At 59.9% G+C, this 20,598-nt stretch carries 15 protein-coding genes; 1 reads left to right on the top strand and 14 read right to left on the bottom strand.

Features of this window, described 5'->3' with window-relative positions; genetic code table 11:
* The 5 genes from QYH69_RS34620 to recQ all read right to left on the bottom strand — a co-directional run.
* A partial coding sequence (locus QYH69_RS34620) for a GTP-binding protein (protein ID WP_033453371.1) occupies window positions 1–98 on the bottom strand: 98 nt, incomplete at its 3' end.
* Window positions 99–146: 48 nt separating this feature from the next.
* Window positions 147–2,249 (bottom strand): elongation factor G, encoded by a 2,103-nt coding sequence (gene fusA / locus QYH69_RS34615; RefSeq protein ID WP_308836161.1) that lies wholly within the window; start codon window positions 2,247–2,249, stop codon window positions 147–149.
* A 135-nt stretch (window positions 2,250–2,384) separates the two neighbouring features.
* A complete protein-coding gene (gene rpsG, locus QYH69_RS34610) occupies window positions 2,385–2,855 on the bottom strand; it encodes a 30S ribosomal protein S7 (protein ID WP_006053291.1) in 471 nt (156 codons plus the stop codon).
* Window positions 2,856–3,062: 207 nt separating this feature from the next.
* Window positions 3,063–3,443 (bottom strand): 30S ribosomal protein S12, encoded by a 381-nt coding sequence (gene rpsL / locus QYH69_RS34605; RefSeq protein WP_006053290.1) that lies wholly within the window; start codon window positions 3,441–3,443, stop codon window positions 3,063–3,065.
* A 235-nt stretch (window positions 3,444–3,678) separates the two neighbouring features.
* Window positions 3,679–5,526, bottom strand: a complete 1,848-nt coding sequence (gene recQ, locus QYH69_RS34600; protein ID WP_308836160.1) for a DNA helicase RecQ — start codon at window positions 5,524–5,526, stop codon at window positions 3,679–3,681.
* 186 nt (window positions 5,527–5,712) lie between these two features.
* Between recQ and QYH69_RS34595 the strand changes: the two genes are divergently transcribed.
* Window positions 5,713–6,252: a nucleoside 2-deoxyribosyltransferase gene (locus tag QYH69_RS34595; RefSeq protein WP_308836159.1), complete on the top strand. Its 540-nt coding sequence runs from the start codon at window positions 5,713–5,715 to the stop codon at window positions 6,250–6,252.
* 21 nt (window positions 6,253–6,273) lie between these two features.
* Here the strand turns inward: QYH69_RS34595 and QYH69_RS34590 are convergent, their stop codons facing one another.
* From QYH69_RS34590 to secE, 9 genes are all read right to left on the bottom strand, one after another.
* Window positions 6,274–7,953 (bottom strand): hypothetical protein, encoded by a 1,680-nt coding sequence (locus tag QYH69_RS34590; protein WP_308836158.1) that lies wholly within the window; start codon window positions 7,951–7,953, stop codon window positions 6,274–6,276.
* A gap of 311 nt (window positions 7,954–8,264) precedes the next feature.
* Window positions 8,265–12,509 (bottom strand): DNA-directed RNA polymerase subunit beta', encoded by a 4,245-nt coding sequence (rpoC, locus tag QYH69_RS34585; RefSeq protein ID WP_308836157.1) that lies wholly within the window; start codon window positions 12,507–12,509, stop codon window positions 8,265–8,267.
* Window positions 12,510–12,530: 21 nt separating this feature from the next.
* Window positions 12,531–16,637 (bottom strand): DNA-directed RNA polymerase subunit beta, encoded by a 4,107-nt coding sequence (rpoB, locus tag QYH69_RS34580; RefSeq protein WP_308836156.1) that lies wholly within the window; start codon window positions 16,635–16,637, stop codon window positions 12,531–12,533.
* Window positions 16,638–17,006: 369 nt separating this feature from the next.
* Window positions 17,007–17,384, bottom strand: a complete 378-nt coding sequence (rplL, locus tag QYH69_RS34575) for a 50S ribosomal protein L7/L12 (RefSeq protein ID WP_075158359.1) — start codon at window positions 17,382–17,384, stop codon at window positions 17,007–17,009.
* A 72-nt stretch (window positions 17,385–17,456) separates the two neighbouring features.
* Window positions 17,457–17,954: a 50S ribosomal protein L10 gene (gene rplJ / locus QYH69_RS34570; protein ID WP_075158360.1), complete on the bottom strand. Its 498-nt coding sequence runs from the start codon at window positions 17,952–17,954 to the stop codon at window positions 17,457–17,459.
* Between the two features lie 312 nt (window positions 17,955–18,266).
* Window positions 18,267–18,965, bottom strand: coding sequence for a 50S ribosomal protein L1 (rplA, locus tag QYH69_RS34565; RefSeq protein WP_308836155.1), 699 nt, complete (start codon window positions 18,963–18,965; stop codon window positions 18,267–18,269).
* Entirely contained in the window at window positions 18,966–19,397 is a 432-nt protein-coding gene (rplK, locus tag QYH69_RS34560) for a 50S ribosomal protein L11 (RefSeq protein ID WP_308836154.1), read from the bottom strand. It lies immediately after the preceding gene.
* A 151-nt stretch (window positions 19,398–19,548) separates the two neighbouring features.
* Entirely contained in the window at window positions 19,549–20,106 is a 558-nt protein-coding gene (gene nusG, locus QYH69_RS34555; protein ID WP_026121916.1) for a transcription termination/antitermination protein NusG, read from the bottom strand.
* A gap of 1 nt (window position 20,107) precedes the next feature.
* Complete coding sequence (gene secE / locus QYH69_RS34550; RefSeq protein WP_308836153.1) at window positions 20,108–20,488, bottom strand: preprotein translocase subunit SecE; 381 nt, start codon at window positions 20,486–20,488, stop codon at window positions 20,108–20,110.
* Window positions 20,489–20,598 lie beyond the last annotated feature (110 nt).

Genomic DNA, 20,598 nt, shown 5'->3' with positions numbered 1-20,598 from the left:
GTGATCGCCGCCGTCAGCGTGGTCTTGCCGTGGTCAACGTGACCGATCGTGCCCACGTTCACGTGCGGCTTGGTCCGTTCGAATTTACCTTTAGCCATGTTTCTCTTCTTTCAAAAAAGTTGATCGGCGCTTGCGTTGCCGAATGATTACTTCGCCTTCGCGTTGATGATCGCTTCGGAGACGTTGCGCGGCGCTTCGGCGTAGTGCTTGAACTCCATCGTATACGTTGCGCGACCCTGCGTGAGGGAGCGCAGCGATGTCGAGTAACCGAACATTTCCGACAGCGGCACTTCTGCGCGGACGATCTTGCCGCCGCCCACCATGTCTTCCATGCCCTGCACGATGCCGCGACGACCAGACAGATCGCCCATCACGTTGCCCATGTAGTCTTCCGGCGTTTCCACTTCGACGGCCATCATCGGTTCGAGGATCACCGGGCTCGCTTTACGCATCGCTTCCTTGAACGCCATCGATCCGGCCATGCGGAACGCGTTTTCGTTCGAGTCAACATCGTGGTACGAACCGAACGTCAGATGAACCTTCACGTCGACGACCGGGAAGCCAGCCAGAACACCGGCCTTCAGCGTTTCCTGAATGCCCTTGTCGACCGCCGGAATGTATTCGCGAGGAATCACGCCGCCCTTGATCTCGTCGAGGAACGTGTAGCCCTTGCCCTGCTCGTTCGGCTCGAGCGTGATGACCGCGTGGCCGTACTGGCCGCGACCGCCCGACTGCTTGACGAACTTGCCTTCGACGTCCGCCGCCGTGCTGCGGATCGTCTCGCGGTACGCCACCTGCGGCTTGCCGACGGTCGCTTCCACGCCGAATTCACGCTTCATCCGGTCAACCAGAATTTCGAGATGCAGTTCGCCCATGCCCGAAATAATGGTCTGGCCCGACTCTTCGTCCGTTTGCACGCGGAACGACGGGTCTTCCTGCGCGAGGCGGTTCAGCGCCATGCCCATCTTTTCCTGGTCAGGCTTCGTCTTCGGCTCGACAGCCTGCGAAATCACCGGCTCCGGGAAAATCATGCGCTCGAGTACGATCGGGTTAGCCGGATCGCAGAGCGTGTCGCCCGTCGTCGCTTCCTTCAGGCCGACCGCAGCAGCGATGTCGCCGGCACGAACTTCCTTGATTTCTTCACGCTGGTTAGCGTGCATCTGGAGGATACGGCCGAGGCGCTCCTTCTTGCCTTTGGTCGAATTCAGCACGGTATCGCCCGAATTCACGACACCCGAATAGACCCGGAAGAAGATCAGCTGACCAACGAACGGGTCGGTCATGATCTTGAACGCGAGCGACGAGAACTTCTCTTCGTCGGATGCCTTGCGCTCCGCAGCTTCGCCGCTTTCGAGCTCGCCCTTCACCGGCGGAATATCGACCGGCGACGGCAGGAAGTCGATCACGGCGTCGAGCATACGCTGCACGCCCTTGTTCTTGAACGCGGTACCGCACAGCATCGGCTGGATTTCGCACGCAATCGTACGATCGCGCAGCGCCTTGACGATCTCGGCTTCGCTCAGCTCTTCACCGCCGAGATACTTTTCCATCAGCTCTTCGCTGGCTTCGGCAGCCGATTCGATCATCTTCTCGCGCCACTCGTTGCAGGTGTCGACGAGTTCAGCCGGGATATCGATGTAGTCGAACTTCGTACCTTGCGACGCTTCGTCCCAAATGATCGCTTTCATCTTCAGCAGATCGACGACGCCCTTGAAGCTCTCTTCCGAGCCGATCGGCACCACGACCGGGACCGGGTTGGCCTTCAGACGCGTCTTCAGCTGGTCATAGACCTTGAAGAAGTTCGCGCCGGTACGGTCCATCTTGTTGACGAAGGCGAGACGCGGCACCTTGTACTTGTTTGCCTGGCGCCACACCGTTTCCGACTGCGGCTGCACACCGCCGACCGCGCAATAAACCATGCATGCGCCGTCGAGCACGCGCATCGAGCGTTCGACTTCGATCGTGAAGTCGACGTGACCCGGCGTGTCGATGATGTTGATCCGGTGCTCCGGATAGTTGCCGCCCATGCCCTTCCAGAAAGCGGTCGTAGCAGCAGAGGTAATGGTGATGCCGCGCTCCTGCTCCTGCTCCATCCAGTCCATGGTGGCAGCGCCGTCGTGCACTTCACCGATCTTGTGGTTCACGCCGGTGTAGAACAGGATGCGCTCGGTCGTCGTCGTTTTGCCGGCGTCGATGTGAGCGCTAATACCGATGTTGCGGTAGCGCTCGATAGGTGTCTTGCGAGCCACTTTGATCCTCTATGGGAATGACGCGGCAGGGAGTGAAATACCCGCGCGCCCTAACACAAACGGGCGAGGCGCCTGTTTAGCGCACCCGCCCGGAATTTCTTTCCGTTATTGACTGCTAACCCGGGGTCGGGATGCTCAGAAACGGAAATGCGAGAACGCCTTGTTGGCTTCCGCCATCCGGTGCACTTCGTCGCGCTTCTTCATCGCGCCGCCGCGACCTTCAGCGGCTTCCGACAGCTCACCGGCCAGACGCAACGCCATCGATTTCTCGCTGCGCTTCTTCGCGGCCTCACGCAACCAGCGCATCGCCAATGCCATACGACGCGACGGACGCACTTCGACCGGAACCTGATAGTTCGCACCACCAACGCGACGGCTCTTCACTTCGACCACCGGCTTCACGTTGTTGAGCGCTACCGTGAACACTTCCAGCGGGTCCTTGCCACCCTTGGTCTGGATCTGTTCGAAAGCGCCGTACACGATGCGCTCGGCCACAGACTTCTTGCCCGAGAGCATCAGCACGTTCATGAATTTTGCAACATCAACGTTACCGAATTTCGGATCCGGCAACACTTCCCGCTTGGGGACTTCGCGACGACGCGGCATGTTTCTTCCTTTACCTTTTCAGTTGGAGCGACGCTTGTTGCGCCCGACTCCGCGGCCACCAACTAACCCGATTCATCTTTTACGACTTACCAGCCTGGTCGGGTGACCACTTACTCGACAGCACCGGCAATCCGGCACCACCGCCTATAACGCCTTTGCAGGCGACCTGAAACGACTTAACGACTTACCAGCGACCTGCTTGCTGCCTTACTTGCCGGCCTTGGCGCGCTTCGCACCGTACTTCGAACGAGCCTGCTTACGATCCTTGACGCCCTGGGTATCGAGCGAGCCACGAACCATGTGATAACGAACACCCGGCAAGTCCTTCACACGACCGCCGCGGATCAGCACAACCGAGTGCTCCTGCAGGTTGTGACCTTCACCGCCGATGTACGAGATGACTTCGAAGCCGTTCGTCAGGCGCACCTTTGCGACCTTACGCAGTGCCGAGTTCGGCTTCTTCGGCGTCGTGGTGTACACACGGGTGCACACGCCGCGACGCTGGGGGCAGTCCTGCAAGGCCGGGCTCTTGCTTTTCGTCGTTTCCGACGTGCGGCCTTTGCGAACCAGTTGATTGATGGTTGGCATTGTTTATTCCTGAAATTGAACAAAATCGACGCATCTGTTTCCGGGCAAAGCGAAAACGACTGCGCATCGAACTCCGGTTCGATGACAAACGTCACGACATCGACGCAAACTCAAATGATGCAAGCGCGCGCCGACACCCCAAGAACCGGAACCTAGCATGATATTCCGAAAATACTAAGAGAGTCAACAAGTTGCGCATTATTGCGCCTGTCTTGCCGGCGGCGAAGCACGGCGCTCAGTCGGCGGCCACGACTTCCAGAAGGTCGGCGCCAAATCGATCCAGCTTGCGTGCCCCCATGCCGGGAATCTGGCGTAAATCCTCGAGCGATTCCGGCTCGCTGCGGGCGATTTCGGCCAACGTTGCATCGTGAAAGATGACGTACGCGGGCACGCCATCGCTTTTTGCCGTCTCGGAACGCCACGCGCGCAGTCGGTCCCAACGAGCGCGCTCACGCGCGCTCATGCCGACGGTTGGATCCGCGCGCTCGCTCGTGCGCCCCGATGCCTGCCGCGAGCGCGTTGGCTTCACGTAGCGCCGCATTGTCACTTTCTGCTCGCCCTTGAGCACGGCCTTGCTTGCTTCGGTTAGCACGAGCGCTCCGAAGCCATCGTGATCGACCGTTAAGAATCCGAATGCCACAAGCTGCCGGAACACGGCACGCCATTCGTGCTCGGACAGCTCCGAACCAATTCCGAACGTACTCAGCCTGTCGTGCCCGCGCTGCAGAATCTTTTCATTGCGGTTGCCGCGCAGGACATCGATCAGATGCCCGGCACCGAAATTGAAACCGCTTGCGCGCTGCGCGCGAAACGCGCACGACAGCGCCATTTGCGACTCGCGCGTCGCGTCCCACGATGCTGGCGGCTCGAGACAGGTGTCGCAATTGCCGCACGGCTCGCTCGACTCGCCGAAATAGGCGAGCAGTCGCACCCGCCGGCACGTCGCCGTTTCGCACAGGCCAAGCAGCGCGTCGAGCTTTCCGGTCTGAACTCGCTTATGCGCATCGTCGGCGTCCGACTCGTCGATCATCTTGCGCTGCTGGACGACATCGCCGAGGCCGTAGACCATCCATGCGTTCGCCGGCATGCCATCGCGGCCTGCGCGGCCCGTTTCCTGATAGTAGCCTTCAACGCTTTTCGGCAAATCGAGGTGCGCGACAAATCGCACGTCGGGCTTGTCGATGCCCATACCGAACGCGATCGTCGCGCAGATCACGACACCCTCCTCGCGCTGGAAAATTTCCTGATGCCGCTGCCGGATCTCGAACTCCATTCCGGCGTGATACGGCAGCGCGCGCACGCCCTGCCCTTGCAGCCATTCCGCGGTTTCCTCGACCTTGCGCCGCGACAGGCAATAGACAACGCCGGCGTCAGTCGTGCCATCGGGCCTCGTGTGCTCGGCACGAATAAAGTCGAGCAGCTGCGCGCGAGCATTGTCCTTTTCGACGATCCGATATCGGATATTCGGCCTGTCGAAACTCGAAACGAACACGCGTGCGTCGTCGAGTGCGAGCCGATGAATGATCTCGTCACGCGTGATTGCATCCGCGGTCGCAGTCAGCGCGATGCGCGGCACCGACGGGAATCGCTCGTGCAGCACCGACAACTGGATGTACTCCGGACGGAAATCGTGCCCCCATTGCGATACGCAGTGCGCTTCGTCGATTGCGAACAGGCCGATTTGCGTGCGCTCGAGCAACTCGAGAAAGCGCGGCGTCATCAATCGTTCGGGCGCGACATAGAGCAGATCGATGTCCCCTTGCCGCAGTGCGCGCTCGATCGCGGCTGCCTCTGCGCCAGACAAGGTCGAATTCAGGTAGGCAGCCCGCACGCCGACCTCGGTTAGCGCGGCAACCTGATCCTGCATCAGCGCAATCAGCGGCGATACGACAATGCCTGCACCGAGACCCTTTTCGCGTCGCACGAGCGACGGAATCTGATAGCACAGCGATTTGCCCCCGCCGGTTGGCATCAGCACGAGGCAGTCTCCGCCATCCGCCACGTGCTCGACTATTTCGGCCTGTTGCCCCCTGAACGCGGGGTAGCCGAAGACATCATTAAGAATTTCGAGCGAACGGGACATGAACGATTGGGGATGACGGTAAGAAGCAGCAGACAAAAAAGACGACGAGGAACCCAGCGACGAATTTTACCAACGCATTGGCGCCGTGCCCGCGTTTTGCGTGCCGCGTTAGCCAAATGGCCAGGGTGTGAGAGGCTCGCCTGCGCGATACACTCGTCATCAGGCTCACATCTGTCTGGAGAGTGCATGCAAGTGGCACAAAGCGCGGCCCGAAAGTCGCCGCAAATTTATCTGGCCGGCTTCGACGTGTTTCGCCCCGATGCGGCCGCGCACGGAGAGCAACTCAAAGCGCTGTGTATTGAACGAGGCCTCACCGGCCTCTATCCAAGCGACAGCGGCCTGCCTGCCGGCCTCGACGCGCAGGTCGCCGCTCGATGGATATGCGACGCCAACCTTGCCTTGATCCGCTCTGCCGATGCAGTGATGGCGAATCTGAACGACTTTCGCGGTGCGGGAGAGCCCGATGCGGGTACGGCGTTCGAGGCGGGCTTCGCGGTTGCGCTGGGCAAGCGCGTGTGGGGCTATCGATCGGACGGGCGGCCGCTCGTTGCACGCGCAGCCGTCCGCATGGACGCCGACACTGCATTTTGCTCGCGCGGCTATGTTGTCGAGGACTTCGGTCTTCCGCTCAACCTGATGCTGGCTTGCACGGTCGAACTGGTGATCGGCGACGCGGCGGCCTGTCTCGATGCGATAAGCGAAGCACTGGGAACCGCTCATAGGTAGTGGAAATCCGCCAACTCCGGATCAGGGCACGTTCCGTTCGAGCACCTCGACGACAGGGCGCCGGCCGTTGATCGTGAGACTCGAAAACGCCCGTCTTGTGCGCTCGATCTGATATTCTCCGATGCCAATTCCGTCTGGATCCTTTACCTCATTCAGCTTCTGGTACAAGGGCCCGTTGACCGTCACAAGCACCTTCCCCCGTTTAACCTCGACGCCGTCGATCGCTTCGCAGCCGCCGAAATGCCGGATCGATTCTCCGTTTAGCCGGTATCCCGCTTCACGCAAGCTGGCACGCTCCGGATCAGAAAGCCCTTCAGCGATCGGGCTGCTCAATATGCTGTCGACGGTCGCCTTGATTAGTCTCTGCCGCGCCGCGCCAGCATTGAGATTGCGGATTGAATCGGGGCTGAGTTGTCGAGCGACATTCGACAGAATGGACGAGTCAATATCGCCTGGCTCGTGCGCCGTTCCGGCTTCTTGCAGGTCGGACAAAATCGTACGCACGTCAGAAACATTTTTAGTATCGAGCTTGCCAAGCGCACCGAGCGCGCGGCCGATCGGACCGTGGTCGCCGAGCTTCCAGTACATGGCCCGGAATGCCGGAGATCGCTGGAGCGGGCTCAAACGGTCTGCAGCCATATCGAGGTTGTCCGCGAAACGAATAATGGCGAACGGGTTTTTGGTGAGTTCCTGGTCGGTATAGCGTAGTCCCACTTTAACTTCGTTACCTTTATCGAGCGACGCTGGTCGCCCCGTGTACTCCGGCTTGGTTTTATCGGCAGTCACACTGGCTGATCGACCGGGCGGCTGACTCTTAAGAACGCTCTTGATCTGTTTCTTCACATGGTCCGCATGGTCACCGCGAACTTCTATTGCTGAGACCCGATGAGGACGACGCGATGCAACCGAATAGTGATGCAACAGCTTCTTCAAGGCATCGACGTCGGGAACCAGCAACGACCCCCTGTTGGTTTTCACATTGATCGGATAAGGGCCGGCATCAACATCCGCGGAGTGAAGTTGAATCGCTTTTCTCATATCCGAAAGCACTTCGTTTGCATGACCCTTTTCACGTACGATCAGACGGTTCAACTCATCCGCCACACTGTCGAACCTCGACGCACCGGATAGTCCATGCGTCGCCTTCGGCCGGCCATCGAGATCCGGATAGCCGACATCATGCCAATGCGCCAGAACCTGGAATAAGAGCCGTGCCGTTGCCGGAGGGACGTTGTATTTGCTCGCAGCTTTGTCCGCTATTTCCGGATGCGCCTTCACGATCTTATCGGTGTACGCAGCCACTCGCTCCGAGTGATCGAATCCGTGCGAGACATACTGCTGCGGATTGCCCATCTGCTGATCGAGCGCAGGCTGGCCCAGCCGCTTCACCATGCCGCGCAAGATGTCGGCTACGTTCTGATCGGACAGTTGCCCCGTGTTTTGCAGGTGATTCACATAAGGTTCGACCAAGCGCTGCGCGACGAGGTGCGATCGTTCGGGCGGCAAGCCTGAACCCGTTCGCGAGAACGTTTGCATGTTTTCGCGGCCGACCTCATTGCGCAATTCGCTAAACATTTCAGTCTTGCGAACTGCCGCCAGATTGCCTTGCGTGGGGCGGGTAAGGTTATCGTCCATCGATCGAAAGCGATACGGCTCCGGATCAGGTACGCGGTGAAATGACGACATGAAACTGCCAGGCATAGGATCGGTCCTCCAATGCGAGTGACGTGAGCGGACACATTCGTTGAATGTCCTCGTGGAACCTCTGCAGGCTCCGATGGCATCAACGCTTGCAGATTGCACGCTCGACGCTCCCGCCCCGAAATACCTGACCTAACTTCAGATGGCGATTTGCCACTTTCTTGACGCTGCGCAAATAGCAAGAAAAATGGTGGAACTCGCGTTCGCATGCGCAAAAAAAAGCCGCTCAGTCGCAATGACTGAGCGGCGTTTGCCAACTCAAGCATGAAGCTCGGGCAGAGCGGCTTGCGCCGCCCGCCGTCACCCGCAGCTTACTCGTTGGTGTGCGGCGCCTGCTGCTCGGCAGCCGGCGTTTCCGGCGTACCGAACTCGAAGGCCTCTTCGGCTGCGATCTGGTCGAAACGCTCGCGGTCCGACATCTCCTTGCTCTTGCGTGCCTTGTGGAACGCGAGACCCGTACCAGCCGGAATCAGACGGCCAACGATCACGTTTTCCTTCAGGCCGCGCAGATCGTCGCGCTTGCCCATGATCGCCGCCTCGGTCAGCACGCGAGTCGTTTCCTGGAACGACGCCGCGGAGATGAACGAGTCGGTCGAGAGCGATGCCTTCGTGATACCGAGCAGCACGTTCTCGTAGGTCGCCGGACGCTTGTCTTCTGCGTTCATACGGTCGTTTTCGTCGAGCATGTCCGACCGCTCGACCTGTTCGCCCGGGATGAAACGCGTATCGCCGTTGTCGGAGATCTGCACGCGGCGCAGCATCTGACGCACGATCACTTCGATGTGCTTGTCGTTGATCTTCACGCCCTGCAGACGGTACACGTCCTGCACTTCGTCCACGATGTAACGCGACAGCGCCTCGACGCCCTGCAGACGCAGGATGTCGTGCGGATCCGCCGGTCCGTCGACGATCATTTCGCCCTTGTTGACGACCTGACCATCGTGCACCAGAACCTGCTTTTCCTTCGCGATCAGGAACTCGTGCTGGTTGCCTTCGAGGTCCGTAATCACGAGACGCTGCTTGCCCTTCGTATCCTTACCGAACGACACCGTACCGGTGACTTCGGCGAGGATACCGGCATCCTTCGGCGAACGTGCTTCGAACAGCTCGGCCACACGCGGCAGACCACCCGTAATGTCGCGGGTCTTCTGCGATTCGGTCGGGATACGTGCAAGCACTTCACCGACCTGAACCTGCTGACCGTCCTTCACGGTAATCAGCGCGCCGACCTGGAAGCCGATCTGCACCGCATGCTCGGTACCCGGGATCTTCACTTCGTCGCCGGTTGCATCGAGCAGCTTCACCTGCGGACGCACGCTCTTCGACGCTTGCGAGCCGCGACGCTTCACGTCGATCACGACGAGCGTCGAAAGACCCGTCACGTCGTCGATCTGCTTGGCGACCGTCACGCCTTCCTCGACGTTCTCGAACTTCACCGTACCGCCGTACTCGGTGATGATCGGACGCGTCATCGGATCCCACGTGGCCAGTTGCGTGCCCGCCTTGATCTGCGCACCGTCGAGCTGCAGAAGCGTGGCGCCGTACGGCACCTTATGACGCTCGCGCTCGCGGCCGTGATCGTCGGTGATCATCGCTTCGCCCGAACGCGAGATGACGATCTGCTCGCCCTTCGCGTTGGTGACGTAACGCATCGTCGACGTGAACCGCACGGTACCGTTCGACTTCGCTTCGATCGACGAAGCAACCGCCGCGCGCGACGCCGCACCACCGATGTGGAACGTACGCATCGTGAGCTGCGTGCCCGGTTCGCCGATCGACTGCGCCGCGATCACGCCGACCGCTTCGCCGACGTTCACGAGCGAGCCGCGGCCGAGGTCGCGGCCGTAGCACGATGCGCACAGGCCATAGCGCGTTTCGCACGTAAGCGGCGTGCGCACACGCACTTCGTCGATGCCGAGACGCTCGATCTCTTCGACTGCCGTTTCGTCGAGCAAAGTGCCCGATTCGTACAGCGTTTCCTGCGTTTCCGGATTGACGACGTCCGCCACCGCGACGCGCCCGAGAATCCGGTCGCGCAGCGCTTCGACGACTTCACCGCCTTCGACGAGCGCCTTCATCGCCACGCCTTGCGACGTGCCGCAATCGTCCTCGACGACGACCAGATCCTGCGTCACGTCGACCAGACGCCGCGTCAGGTAACCCGAGTTCGCGGTCTTCAGTGCCGTATCGGCCAGACCCTTACGTGCGCCGTGCGTCGAGATGAAGTACTGCAGCACGTTCAGGCCTTCGCGGAAGTTCGCGGTGATCGGTGTCTCGATGATCGAGCCGTCCGGCTTCGCCATCAGGCCGCGCATACCGGCCAGCTGACGAATCTGCACCGCTGAACCACGCGCACCCGAGTCCGCCATCATGTAGATCGAGTTGAACGATTCCTGACGCGTTTCGTTGCCGTCGCGGTCCGTCACCGGTTCCGTCGACAACTGCTCCATCATCGCCTTGCCGACCGATTCCGACGTTGCCGACCAGATGTCGACCACGTTGTTGTAACGTTCCTGCGCCGTGACGAGACCCGACATGTACTGGCGGTCGTACTCCTTCACCTTCTTCGCAGCGTCGCCGACGATCGTTTCCTTCTGCGGCGGCACGAGCATGTCGTCGACGCAGATCGAAATACCGGCGCGCGTTGCAAGGCGGAAGCCCGACTGCATCAGCTGATCGGCGAAGATCACGGTTTCGCGCAGACCGCAACGGCGGAACGCCGTGTTGATCAGACGCGAGATTTCCTTCTTCTTGAGCGGCTTGTTCAGCACCGAGAACGGCAGTCCCGGCGGCAGAATTTCCGACAGGATCGCACGGCCGACCGTGGTCGCGTACAGCGAGATCTTCGGCACGAACGCCGGCGCGCCTTCCGACTTGTCTTCGTTGTGGACCATTTCGGTGATCCGCACGTTGACGCGCGAGGCGAGCTCGACTTCCTTGTTCTCGTACGCACGCAGCACTTCCGACACGCCGGTGAACGACATGCCTTCGCCCTTCGCATTCACGGCTTCGCGCGTCGCGTAGTACAAGCCGAGCACGATATCCTGCGACGGCACGATCGACGGATCGCCGTTAGCCGGGAACAGCACGTTGTTCGACGCGAGCATCAACGTACGCGCTTCCATCTGCGCTTCGAGCGACAGCGGCACGTGAACAGCCATCTGGTCACCGTCGAAGTCGGCGTTGAACGCCGCGCAAACGAGCGGGTGCAGCTGGATTGCCTTGCCTTCGATCAGCACCGGCTCGAACGCCTGGATGCCAAGACGGTGCAGCGTCGGCGCACGGTTCAGCATGACCGGGTGTTCGCGGATCACCTCTTCGAGGATGTCCCACACCACCGGCGTCTGGTTCTCGACTTCCTTCTTCGCCGCCTTGATCGTCGTCGCCACGCCCATCACTTCGAGCTTGTTGAAGATGAACGGCTTGAACAGTTCGAGCGCCATCAGCTTCGGCAGACCGCACTGGTGCAGCTTCAGCGTCGGGCCGACCACGATGACCGAACGGCCCGAGTAGTCGACGCGCTTGCCGAGCAGGTTCTGACGGAAACGACCGCCCTTACCCTTGATCATGTCGGCGAGCGACTTCAGCGGACGCTTGTTCGCACCGGTCATCGCCTTGCCGCGGCGACCGTTATCGAGCAGCGAGTCGACGGCTTCCTGCAGCATCCGCTTTTCGTTGCGAACGATGATTTCAGGCGCCTTCAGCTCGAGCAGACGCTTCAACCGGTTGTTACGGTTGATCACTCGGCGATACAGGTCGTTCAGGTCCGACGTCGCGAAACGGCCGCCGTCGAGCGGCACGAGCGGACGCAGTTCCGGCGGCAGCACCGGCAGCACTTCGAGAATCATCCACTCGGGCTTGATGCCCGAACGCTGGAATGCCTCAAGCACCTTCAGGCGCTTCGCGTACTTCTTGATCTTCGCTTCCGAGCCGGTGTTCTTCAGCTCCGAGCGCAGCGTTTCGACCTGCTCGTCGATGTTGATCGCGCGCAGCAGTTCGCGCACGCCTTCCGCGCCCATTTCGGCGCGGAATTCGTCACCGTACTCTTCGACCTTGTTGTAGTAATCCTCTTCGGTCATGATCTGCCGCGCTTTGAGCGGCGTCATGCCCGGATCGATCACCACGTATGCTTCGAAGTACAGCACGCGCTCGATGTCGCGCAGCGTCATGTCGAGCACCATGCCCAGACGCGACGGCAGCGACTTCAGGAACCAGATGTGCGCAACCGGCGAGGCCAGTTCGATGTGGCCCATCCGTTCGCGACGCACCTTCGCGAGCGTCACTTCGACGCCGCACTTCTCGCAGATCACGCCGCGATGCTTGAGGCGCTTGTACTTGCCGCACAGGCACTCGTAGTCCTTGATCGGACCAAAGATCTTCGCGCAGAACAGACCATCCCGCTCCGGCTTGAAGGTGCGGTAGTTGATCGTTTCCGGCTTCTTTACTTCACCGAACGACCATGACCGGATCTTGTCGGGCGAGGCCAGACCGATCTTGATCGCGTCGAAAACTTCTTCCTGTTGGACTTGCTTGAATAGATCGAGCAGAGCTTTCATTGCTTTCTCTCCGTAGTCCGATTAGTTGCGGTCGAGGTCGATGTCGATACCGAGCGAGCGGATTTCCTTCACCAGCACATTGAAGGATTCCGGCATACCCGCGTCGATCACGTGATCGCCCTTGACCAGGTTCTCGTAAACCTTGGTCCGGCCTGTCACGTCGTCCGACTTGACCGTCAACATTTCCTGCAGCACATACGATGCGCCGTACGCTTCGAGCGCCCACACTTCCATCTCACCGAAGCGCTGACCGCCGAACTGCGCCTTACCGCCGAGCGGCTGCTGCGTGACGAGCGAGTACGGGCCCGTCGAACGCGCGTGCATCTTGTCGTCGACGAGGTGGTGCAGCTTCAGGTAGTGCATGTAGCCGACCGTCACCGGACGTTCGAATGCCTCACCCGTGCGACCGTCGTACAGACGCACCTGGTTCTTCGACTTCGTCATGCCGAGCTGTTGCGCGATGTCGTCCGGGAACGCGAGGTCGAGCATCTTCGACATTTCGTCTTCGGTCGCACCGTCGAACACCGGCGTGGCGAACGGCACGCCTTCGCGCAGGTTCCTGGCCAGTTCGACGATTTCGTCGTCGTTAAAGCTGTCGATTTCCTCTGCACGACCCGACTCGTTGTAAATCTTCGTCAGGAACGCGCGCAGCTCTTCGACCTTCGTCTGACGCTGCAGCATTTCGCCGATACGCCAGCCGAGACCCTTCGCGGCCCAGCCCAGATGCACTTCGAGCACCTGACCCACGTTCATCCGCGACGGCACGCCAAGCGGGTTCAGCACGACGTCGGCCGGACGGCCATCGGCCATGTACGGCATGTCTTCGATCGGCACGATCTTCGACACGACACCCTTGTTGCCGTGACGGCCTGCCATCTTGTCGCCAGGCTGCAGACGGCGCTTCACCGCGAGATACACCTTGACCATCTTCAGCACGCCCGGCGGCAGTTCGTCGCCTTGCGTGAGCTTCTTGCGCTTCTCTTCGAACGCGAGATCGAACTGGTGACGCTTCTGTTCGATCGAGTCCTTGATCGCTTCAAGCTGCGCCGCTGCTTCTTCGTCCGCGAGGCGGATGTCGAACCAGTGGTAGTGGTCAAGATCTTCGAGGTAAGCGCGCTCGATCTTCGTGCCCTTCGCGAGCTTCTTCGGACCGCCGTTCGCGACCTTGCCTTCGAGCATGCGCGCCAGACGCTGGAACGCATCGCCTTCGACGATACGCAGCTGGTCGTTCAGGTCGAGGCGATAGCGCTTCAGTTCATCGTCGATGATCTGCTGCGCGCGCTTGTCGCGCTGGATGCCTTCACGCGTGAACACCTGCACGTCGATGACCGTGCCGCTCATGCCCGACGGCACGCGCAGCGACGTGTCCTTCACGTCCGATGCCTTTTCGCCGAAGATCGCGCGCAGCAGCTTTTCTTCCGGCGTGAGCTGCGTTTCGCCCTTCGGCGTGACCTTGCCGACCAGTACGTCGCCCGCTTCGACTTCCGCGCCGATGTACACGATGCCTGACTCGTCGAGACGGCCAAGCTGCACTTCCGCGAGGTTCGAAATGTCGCGCGTGATTTCTTCCGGTCCGAGCTTCGTGTCGCGAGCCACGACGTTCAGCTCTTCGATGTGGATCGACGTATAACGGTCGTCCGCAACGACCTTCTCCGAGATCAGGATCGAGTCTTCGAAGTTATAGCCGTTCCACGGCATGAACGCGACCAGCATGTTCTGGCCGAGCGCGAGCTCGCCGAGGTCCGTCGAGGCGCCGTCGGCCAGCACGTCGCCACGCGACACGATGTCGCCGACCTTCACGATCGGACGCTGGTTGATGTTCGTGTTCTGGTTCGAACGCGTGTACTTGATCAGGTTGTAGATGTCCACGCCGACGTCGCCTGCAACCGCTTCGTCGTCGTTCACGCGAATCACCATACGGCCCGCGTCGACGTAATCGACCACGCCGCCGCGAAACGCCTGAACCGTCGTACCCGAGTCGACCGCCACCGTGCGCTCGATGCCCGTGCCGACCACGGCCTTCTCAGGACGCAGACACGGCACAGCCTGACGTTGCATGTTCGAACCCATCAGTGCGCGGTTCGCGTCGTCGTGCTCGAGGAACGGAATCAGCGAAGCCGCGACCGAGACGATCTGCGACGGCGCCACGTCCATGTACTGGATGCGGTCCGGCGTGACCATCATGGTTTCGCCGGCTTCACGCGACGACACGAGTTCGTCGGTCAGCGAACCGTCGTCGGCCACTGCCGCGTTCGCCTGCGCGATCACATAGCGACCTTCTTCGATCGCCGACAGGTAATCGATCTGGTCGGTCACCTTGCCGTCCGTCACCTTGCGATACGGCGTTTCGAGGAAGCCGTACTCGTTCAGGTGCGCGTACAGCGCGAGCGAGTTGATCAGACCGATGTTCGGACCTTCCGGCGTTTCGATCGGACACACGCGGCCATAGTGCGTCGGGTGCACGTCGCGCACTTCAAAGCCTGCGCGCTCGCGCGTCAAACCGCCCGGGCCCAGCGCGGAAACACGGCGCTTGTGCGTGATTTCCGACAGCGGGTTCGTCTGGTCCATGAACTGCGACAGCTGCGACGAACCGAAGAACTCGCGAATCGCCGACGAAATCGGCTTCGAGTTGATCAGGTCGTGCGGCATCAGGTTTTCGCTTTCCGCCTGGCCAAGACGCTCCTTCACTGCGCGCTCGACGCGCACGAGACCCGCGCGGAACTGGTTTTCCGCCAGTTCGCCGACACAACGCACACGACGGTTGCCGAGGTGGTCGATGTCGTCCACTTCGCCCTTGCCGTTGCGCAACTCGACGAGGATCTTGATCGTCGCGAGGATGTCGTCGTCCTGCAGCGTCATCGGCCCGATGATTTCGTCGCGGCCGACACGGCGATTGAACTTCATACGGCCAACCTTGGACAGGTCGTATGCGTCTTCACTGTAGAACAGGCGGTTGAACAGCGCCTCGACCGCTTCTTCGGTCGGCGGCTCGCCCGGACGCATCATGCGGTAGATCGCGATACGCGCGGCCATGCGGTCGGCCGTTTCATCGATACGCAGCGTCGACGAGATGTACGGACCCTGGTCCAGATCGTTCGTGTAGAGCGTCTGGATGTCCTTGATCTTCGCTTCACGCAGCTTCTCGAGCACGGTCTCCGTGATCTCGTCGTTCGCGTTCGCGATGACTTCGCCGGTATCGCCGTCGATCACGTTCTTCGCGAGCACGCGGCCCAGCAGATAATCTTCGGGAACCGAAATAAATTTCGTCTTCGCGTTATCGAGGTCGCGGATGTGCTTCGCGTTGATCCGCTTGTCCTTCGTGACGATCACATTGCCGTCGCGATCGGTGATGTCAAAGCGCGCGACTTCACCACGCAGACGCTCCGGCACGAACTCCATCTGCGCGCCTTCGGGCATCAGCGCAAAATTATCGAACACGAAGAAGTTCGCGAGGATCTGCTCCGGCGTCAGGCCGATTGCCTTCAGCAGGATCGTGACCGGCATCTTGCGGCGACGGTCGACGCGGAAGTACAGCACGTCCTTCGGATCGAATTCGAAGTCGAGCCACGAGCCGCGGTAGGGAATGATACGAGCCGAGAACAGCAGCTTGCCCGAGCTGTGCGTCTTGCCCTTATCGTGTTCAAAGAATACGCCAGGCGAACGGTGCAGCTGCGATACGATCACACGCTCGGTGCCGTTGATGACAAACGAGCCGGTCGGCGTCATGAGCGGAATTTCGCCCATGTACACTTCCTGCTCCTTGACTTCCTTGACGACGGGCTTGCTCGGCGATTCCTTGTCGAGAAGCACGAGCCGCACCTTCGCACGCAGCGCCGAACAATACGTCAGGCCGCGTTGCTGACATTCCTTGATGTTGAACGCCGGCGGCGACAGCATGTAGCTGACAAACTCTAGACGCGCAAAGCCGTTATGGGAAACAATTGGGAACACCGACGTAAACGCCGCCTGCAGACCCTCAGGCTTGCGTTGCGTGGCCGGCACTTCTGCTTGCAGAAAGGTGCTGAATGATTCAAGCTGGGTAGCCAGCAGGAAAGGTACTTGGTGAACGATGGGGCGCTTCGCGAAACTCTTGCGAATACGCTTCTTCTCGGTGAAGGAATATTGCATACGATCTCCGAATCACGGCGGGCATTGTTGTCGAGGCGAGATACCTTGATGTGACAACCCGAGTGTTCACCGACTGAGACCCGTTGGCCGTCCGATGGCTTGAACGAGCCGAGAAGCTTGGTGGTTGGCCGCTACCAACCGCTGGCTGACGGCAGCGGATGCCTGTGTTGCCCGCTACCCGACCAAACTTGCCTTCTGCAGTCGCTTCAGAAGACAAAGAGAAACGTCACCGATGTTACGAAGTGGCGGTTTTCTTTGGCTTCTTGGGACGCATCGTTGCCAAAAACGATGTTGGAAAACGTCGTCCCCACAAAGCACAAAAAGGCCGGCGGTGGAAAAACCGCCAGCCTCCGCAGAGCGCGCCGAAAATTACTTGATTTCAGCTTTCGCGCCTGCGTCTTCCAGCTTCTTCTTGGCTTCTTCAGCAGCAGCCTTGGGCACAGCTTCCTTAACGGGCTTCGGTGCACCATCGACCAGATCCTTCGCTTCCTTCAGGCCCAGGCCTGTCAGTTCGCGAACGGCCTTAATGACGGAAACCTTGTTGCCACCGGCTTCAGTCAGGATAACCGTGAACTCGGTTTGCTCTTCAACTGCAGCAGCACCACCGCCGCCGCCTGCCGGGCCAGCAACTGCCACAGCAGCAGCCGACACGCCAAACTTCTCTTCGAACGCCTTGACCAGTTCGTTCAGTTCCAGAACCGACATCGAGCCTACGGCTTCGAGGATGTCTTCTTTTGCGATTGCCATTTGAAATACTCCTAGATTGAATTCGGATACAGCCAGCGATCTTGTGCGCTCAACCAAAGCGCCGAAGTTACGTTACGCAGCTTCGCCCTGCTTCTTCTCGGCCAGCGCAGCCAACGCGCGCGCAAAGCCGGAAACGGGCGCTTGCATAACGAACAACAGCTTGGAGAGCAGTTCCTCGCGGCTCGGGATGTTGGCCAACGCTTGCACGCCTGCCTTGTCCATCACCTTGCCTTCGTAGGAACCGGCCTTGATGATCAACTTGTCATTGCTCTTGCTAAATTCGTTGACGACTTTAGCAGCGGCAATTGCATCTTCAGAGATGCCGTAGATCAAAGGACCGGTCATCTGCTCAGCCAGCGGAGCAAACGGGGTACCCTCGACGGCGCGACGCGCCAGCGTGTTCTTCAACACCCGCAGGTACACCTGTTGCTCGCGCGCCTTCGCACGAAGCTTGGTCAGATCGCCAACCGTGATCCCACGATACTCGGCCAGAACGATGGTTTGAGCTTTCCCGACTTGCGCGGAAACCTCAGCCACGACGGCCTGCTTACCTTCTTTGTTCAGTGGCACGGTTAACCTCCAGATTCGATGCACTCGACTTGCGTTTCATGCATCGCGTTCAACAACGGCGTCCGACCAGTCCAGGAGTATCTCGACCGCTTCACGTTCGCGTCGCCGCGAGTGAGAAACGGCTTCAATCACCACAAAACCTTTTCGGGTTCGCCATCTGCGTTGGCTTGCATTAAGGACACGCCTGACTGCTGCGCTTCCGCCAACGGTCTTTGACAACCGGTCGCTTGCTGCGTACTGCCCGGCTTGCGACCGCCCAAAGCCCTTGATATCGCTCCGCCCCTTGATGCGGCGAAGCGGTAAATCCTGTTATTACTGTGCAGCCAGCGACGTCTGATCGACGCGCACGCCAACACCCATCGTGCTCGACAGAGCGATCTTACGCAGATACACGCCCTTGCTCGTGGCCGGCTTCGCCTTCTGCAAAGCGTCGACGAGTGCGTCGAGATTGCTGCGCAGCGCCGTCGGCTCAAACGATGCACGGCCGATGGTTGCGTGGATAATCCCCGCCTTATCGACGCGGAATTGCACCTGACCGGCCTTGGCGTTTTTCACAGCTGTGGCCACGTCCGGCGTCACCGTGCCGACCTTCGGGTTCGGCATCAGACCGCGCGGGCCGAGAATCTGACCCAGCGTGCCGACAACACGCATCGTGTCCGGCGAAGCGATGACGACGTCGAAATTCAGGTTGCCTGCCTTCACCTGCTCGGCGAGGTCTTCCATACCGACGATATCGGCGCCAGCGGCACGAGCCTGTTCAGCCTTTTCTCCCTGCGCGAACACTGCGACACGCACCGACTTGCCGGTACCTGCCGGCAGTACGACCGAACCGCGAACCACCTGGTCCGACTTCTTCGCATCGATACCGAGTTGCACCGCGACGTCGATCGACTCATCGAACTTCGCGCTTGCGCATTCCTTCACGATCGACAATGCATCGTCGATCGGGTAAAGCTTCTGGCGGTCGACCTTATTTGCGAATGATTGCAGACGCTTAGAAAGCTTGGCCATTTACACGCCCTCCACGGTGATGCCCATCGAGCGGGCGCTGCCAGCGATCGTACGGACCGCTGCATCGATATCGGCTGCCGTGAGATCCGGCATCTTCGTCCTGGCGATCTCTTCAGCTTGTGCGCGCGTGATCTTGCCGACCTTGTCGGTGTGCGGCTTGCTCGAACCCTTGTCAACCTTTGCTGCCTTCTTGATCAGAACGGTAGCCGGCGGGGTCTTCAGGACGAACGTGAAGCTCTTGTCCGCGAAAGCGGTGATGACGACGGGAATCGGCAGACCCGGCTCCATCGCTTGAGTCTGCGCGTTAAACGCCTTGCAGAACTCCATGATGTTCAGGCCGCGCTGACCCAGTGCCGGGCCGACCGGCGGCGACGGATTGGCTTTACCTGCAGGAATCTGCAGCTTGATAAAGCCGACAATTTTCTTTGCCATGACTGAAAACCTCGTTGGAACGCGTGGGCGTTCGGTGAGTAGTAACGCGCGTTCGCACAAACCTCGGCTACTGACGCTCCTCAACGGTCATTACGCGGACCGTAAGCGCGAAACGCAGATCGCGCCAGTGGGCGCGATCTGCGGAAATCGATCACAACTTTTCAACCTGTCCGAATTCAAGCTCGACCGGTGTGGCTCGACCGAAAATCGTGACAGAAACGCGAACTCGCGACTTCTCGTAGTTGACTTCTTCGACGCTTCCGTTGAAGTCCGTAAATGGGCCATCCTTTACGCGAACCATCTCGCCGACCTCGAACAGGGTCTTCGGACGCGGCTTCTCCACGCCCTCCTGCATCTGCGACATGATCTTTTCAACTTCGCGCGGCGAAATCGGGCTCGGGCGATTGCGCGCCCCACCGACGAATCCGGTGACCTTCGCCGTGTTCTTGACGAGATGCCAGGTTTCGTCGGTCATCTCCATCTCGACCAGCACATAGCCGGGGAAGAAGCGACGTTCCGTCACCGATTTGTGACCGCCCTTCACCTCGACCACTTCTTCGGTCGGCACAAGAATCTGGCCAAATTTGTCCTGCATGCCAGCACGTTCAATGCGCTCCTGGAGCGCACGCTGCACGCTCTTCTCCATGCCGGAGTAGGCGTGCACGACGTACCAACGTTTTCCACTCGGGGAGGCCGGCGTATCACTCATATCATTTCCAACCCAGAATCGCCGAGAAAATCGCCCATTCAATGGATTTGTCACAAATCCAAAGAAACAGCGCCATGACTAACACGAACCCGAAGACCACGAGGGTCGTTTGACTTGCCTCTTTGCGAGTCGGCCATACGACCTTGCGAACTTCTTTATATGAGTCCTTGGCGAACGCGATAAAACCCTTGCCGGGCGCGGAAAGAAGACCAACAGCGACGCCCGCGATCAATCCAACGGCCAAAGCCGCACCGCGAACGTACCATTCCTGACCGTTGAGCCAGAAGAACCCCGCGAACCCGGCCACGACCAACAATACGCCGACGACCAGCATCAGCTTGTCACCAGACGTATTTACAGTTTCGACGGATGGATTCGCCATAACACCTTAACGAGCGCCAGATTGACGCAAGAGTGAAGTCGGATCGTAGCCATGTCGTTCTGTGAGCCAAGGAGTTGGTAGAATGTTTTGTCTTCTTAAGTTTTTTTGAA

Origin of the sequence: Paraburkholderia sp. SARCC-3016, from assembly GCF_031119615.1 — a bacterium.
Taxonomy (GTDB): Bacteria; Pseudomonadota; Gammaproteobacteria; order Burkholderiales; family Burkholderiaceae; genus Paraburkholderia.
The sequence above is the reverse complement of the archived record's forward strand: the minus strand, read 5'-3'. Positions and strand labels throughout refer to the sequence as shown.

Bases quoted from the DNA above. Each gene is read 5' to 3' on its own strand.
- rpsG (WP_006053291.1), bottom strand. From the start codon at position 2,855: ATGCCGCGTCGTCGCGAAGTCCCCAAGCGGGAAGTGTTGCCGGATCCG.
- rpsL (WP_006053290.1), bottom strand. From the start codon at position 3,443: ATGCCAACCATCAATCAACTGGTTCGCAAAGGCCGCACGTCGGAAACG.
- recQ (WP_308836160.1), bottom strand. From the start codon at position 5,526: ATGTCCCGTTCGCTCGAAATTCTTAATGATGTCTTCGGCTACCCCGCG.
- QYH69_RS34595 (WP_308836159.1), top strand. From the start codon at position 5,713: ATGCAAGTGGCACAAAGCGCGGCCCGAAAGTCGCCGCAAATTTATCTG.
- QYH69_RS34590 (WP_308836158.1), bottom strand. From the start codon at position 7,953: ATGCCTGGCAGTTTCATGTCGTCATTTCACCGCGTACCTGATCCGGAG.
- rpoC (WP_308836157.1), bottom strand. From the start codon at position 12,509: ATGAAAGCTCTGCTCGATCTATTCAAGCAAGTCCAACAGGAAGAAGTT.
- rpoB (WP_308836156.1), bottom strand. From the start codon at position 16,637: ATGCAATATTCCTTCACCGAGAAGAAGCGTATTCGCAAGAGTTTCGCG.
- rplL (WP_075158359.1), bottom strand. From the start codon at position 17,384: ATGGCAATCGCAAAAGAAGACATCCTCGAAGCCGTAGGCTCGATGTCG.
- rplA (WP_308836155.1), bottom strand. From the start codon at position 18,965: ATGGCCAAGCTTTCTAAGCGTCTGCAATCATTCGCAAATAAGGTCGAC.
- rplK (WP_308836154.1), bottom strand. From the start codon at position 19,397: ATGGCAAAGAAAATTGTCGGCTTTATCAAGCTGCAGATTCCTGCAGGT.
- nusG (WP_026121916.1), bottom strand. From the start codon at position 20,106: ATGAGTGATACGCCGGCCTCCCCGAGTGGAAAACGTTGGTACGTCGTG.
- secE (WP_308836153.1), bottom strand. From the start codon at position 20,488: ATGGCGAATCCATCCGTCGAAACTGTAAATACGTCTGGTGACAAGCTG.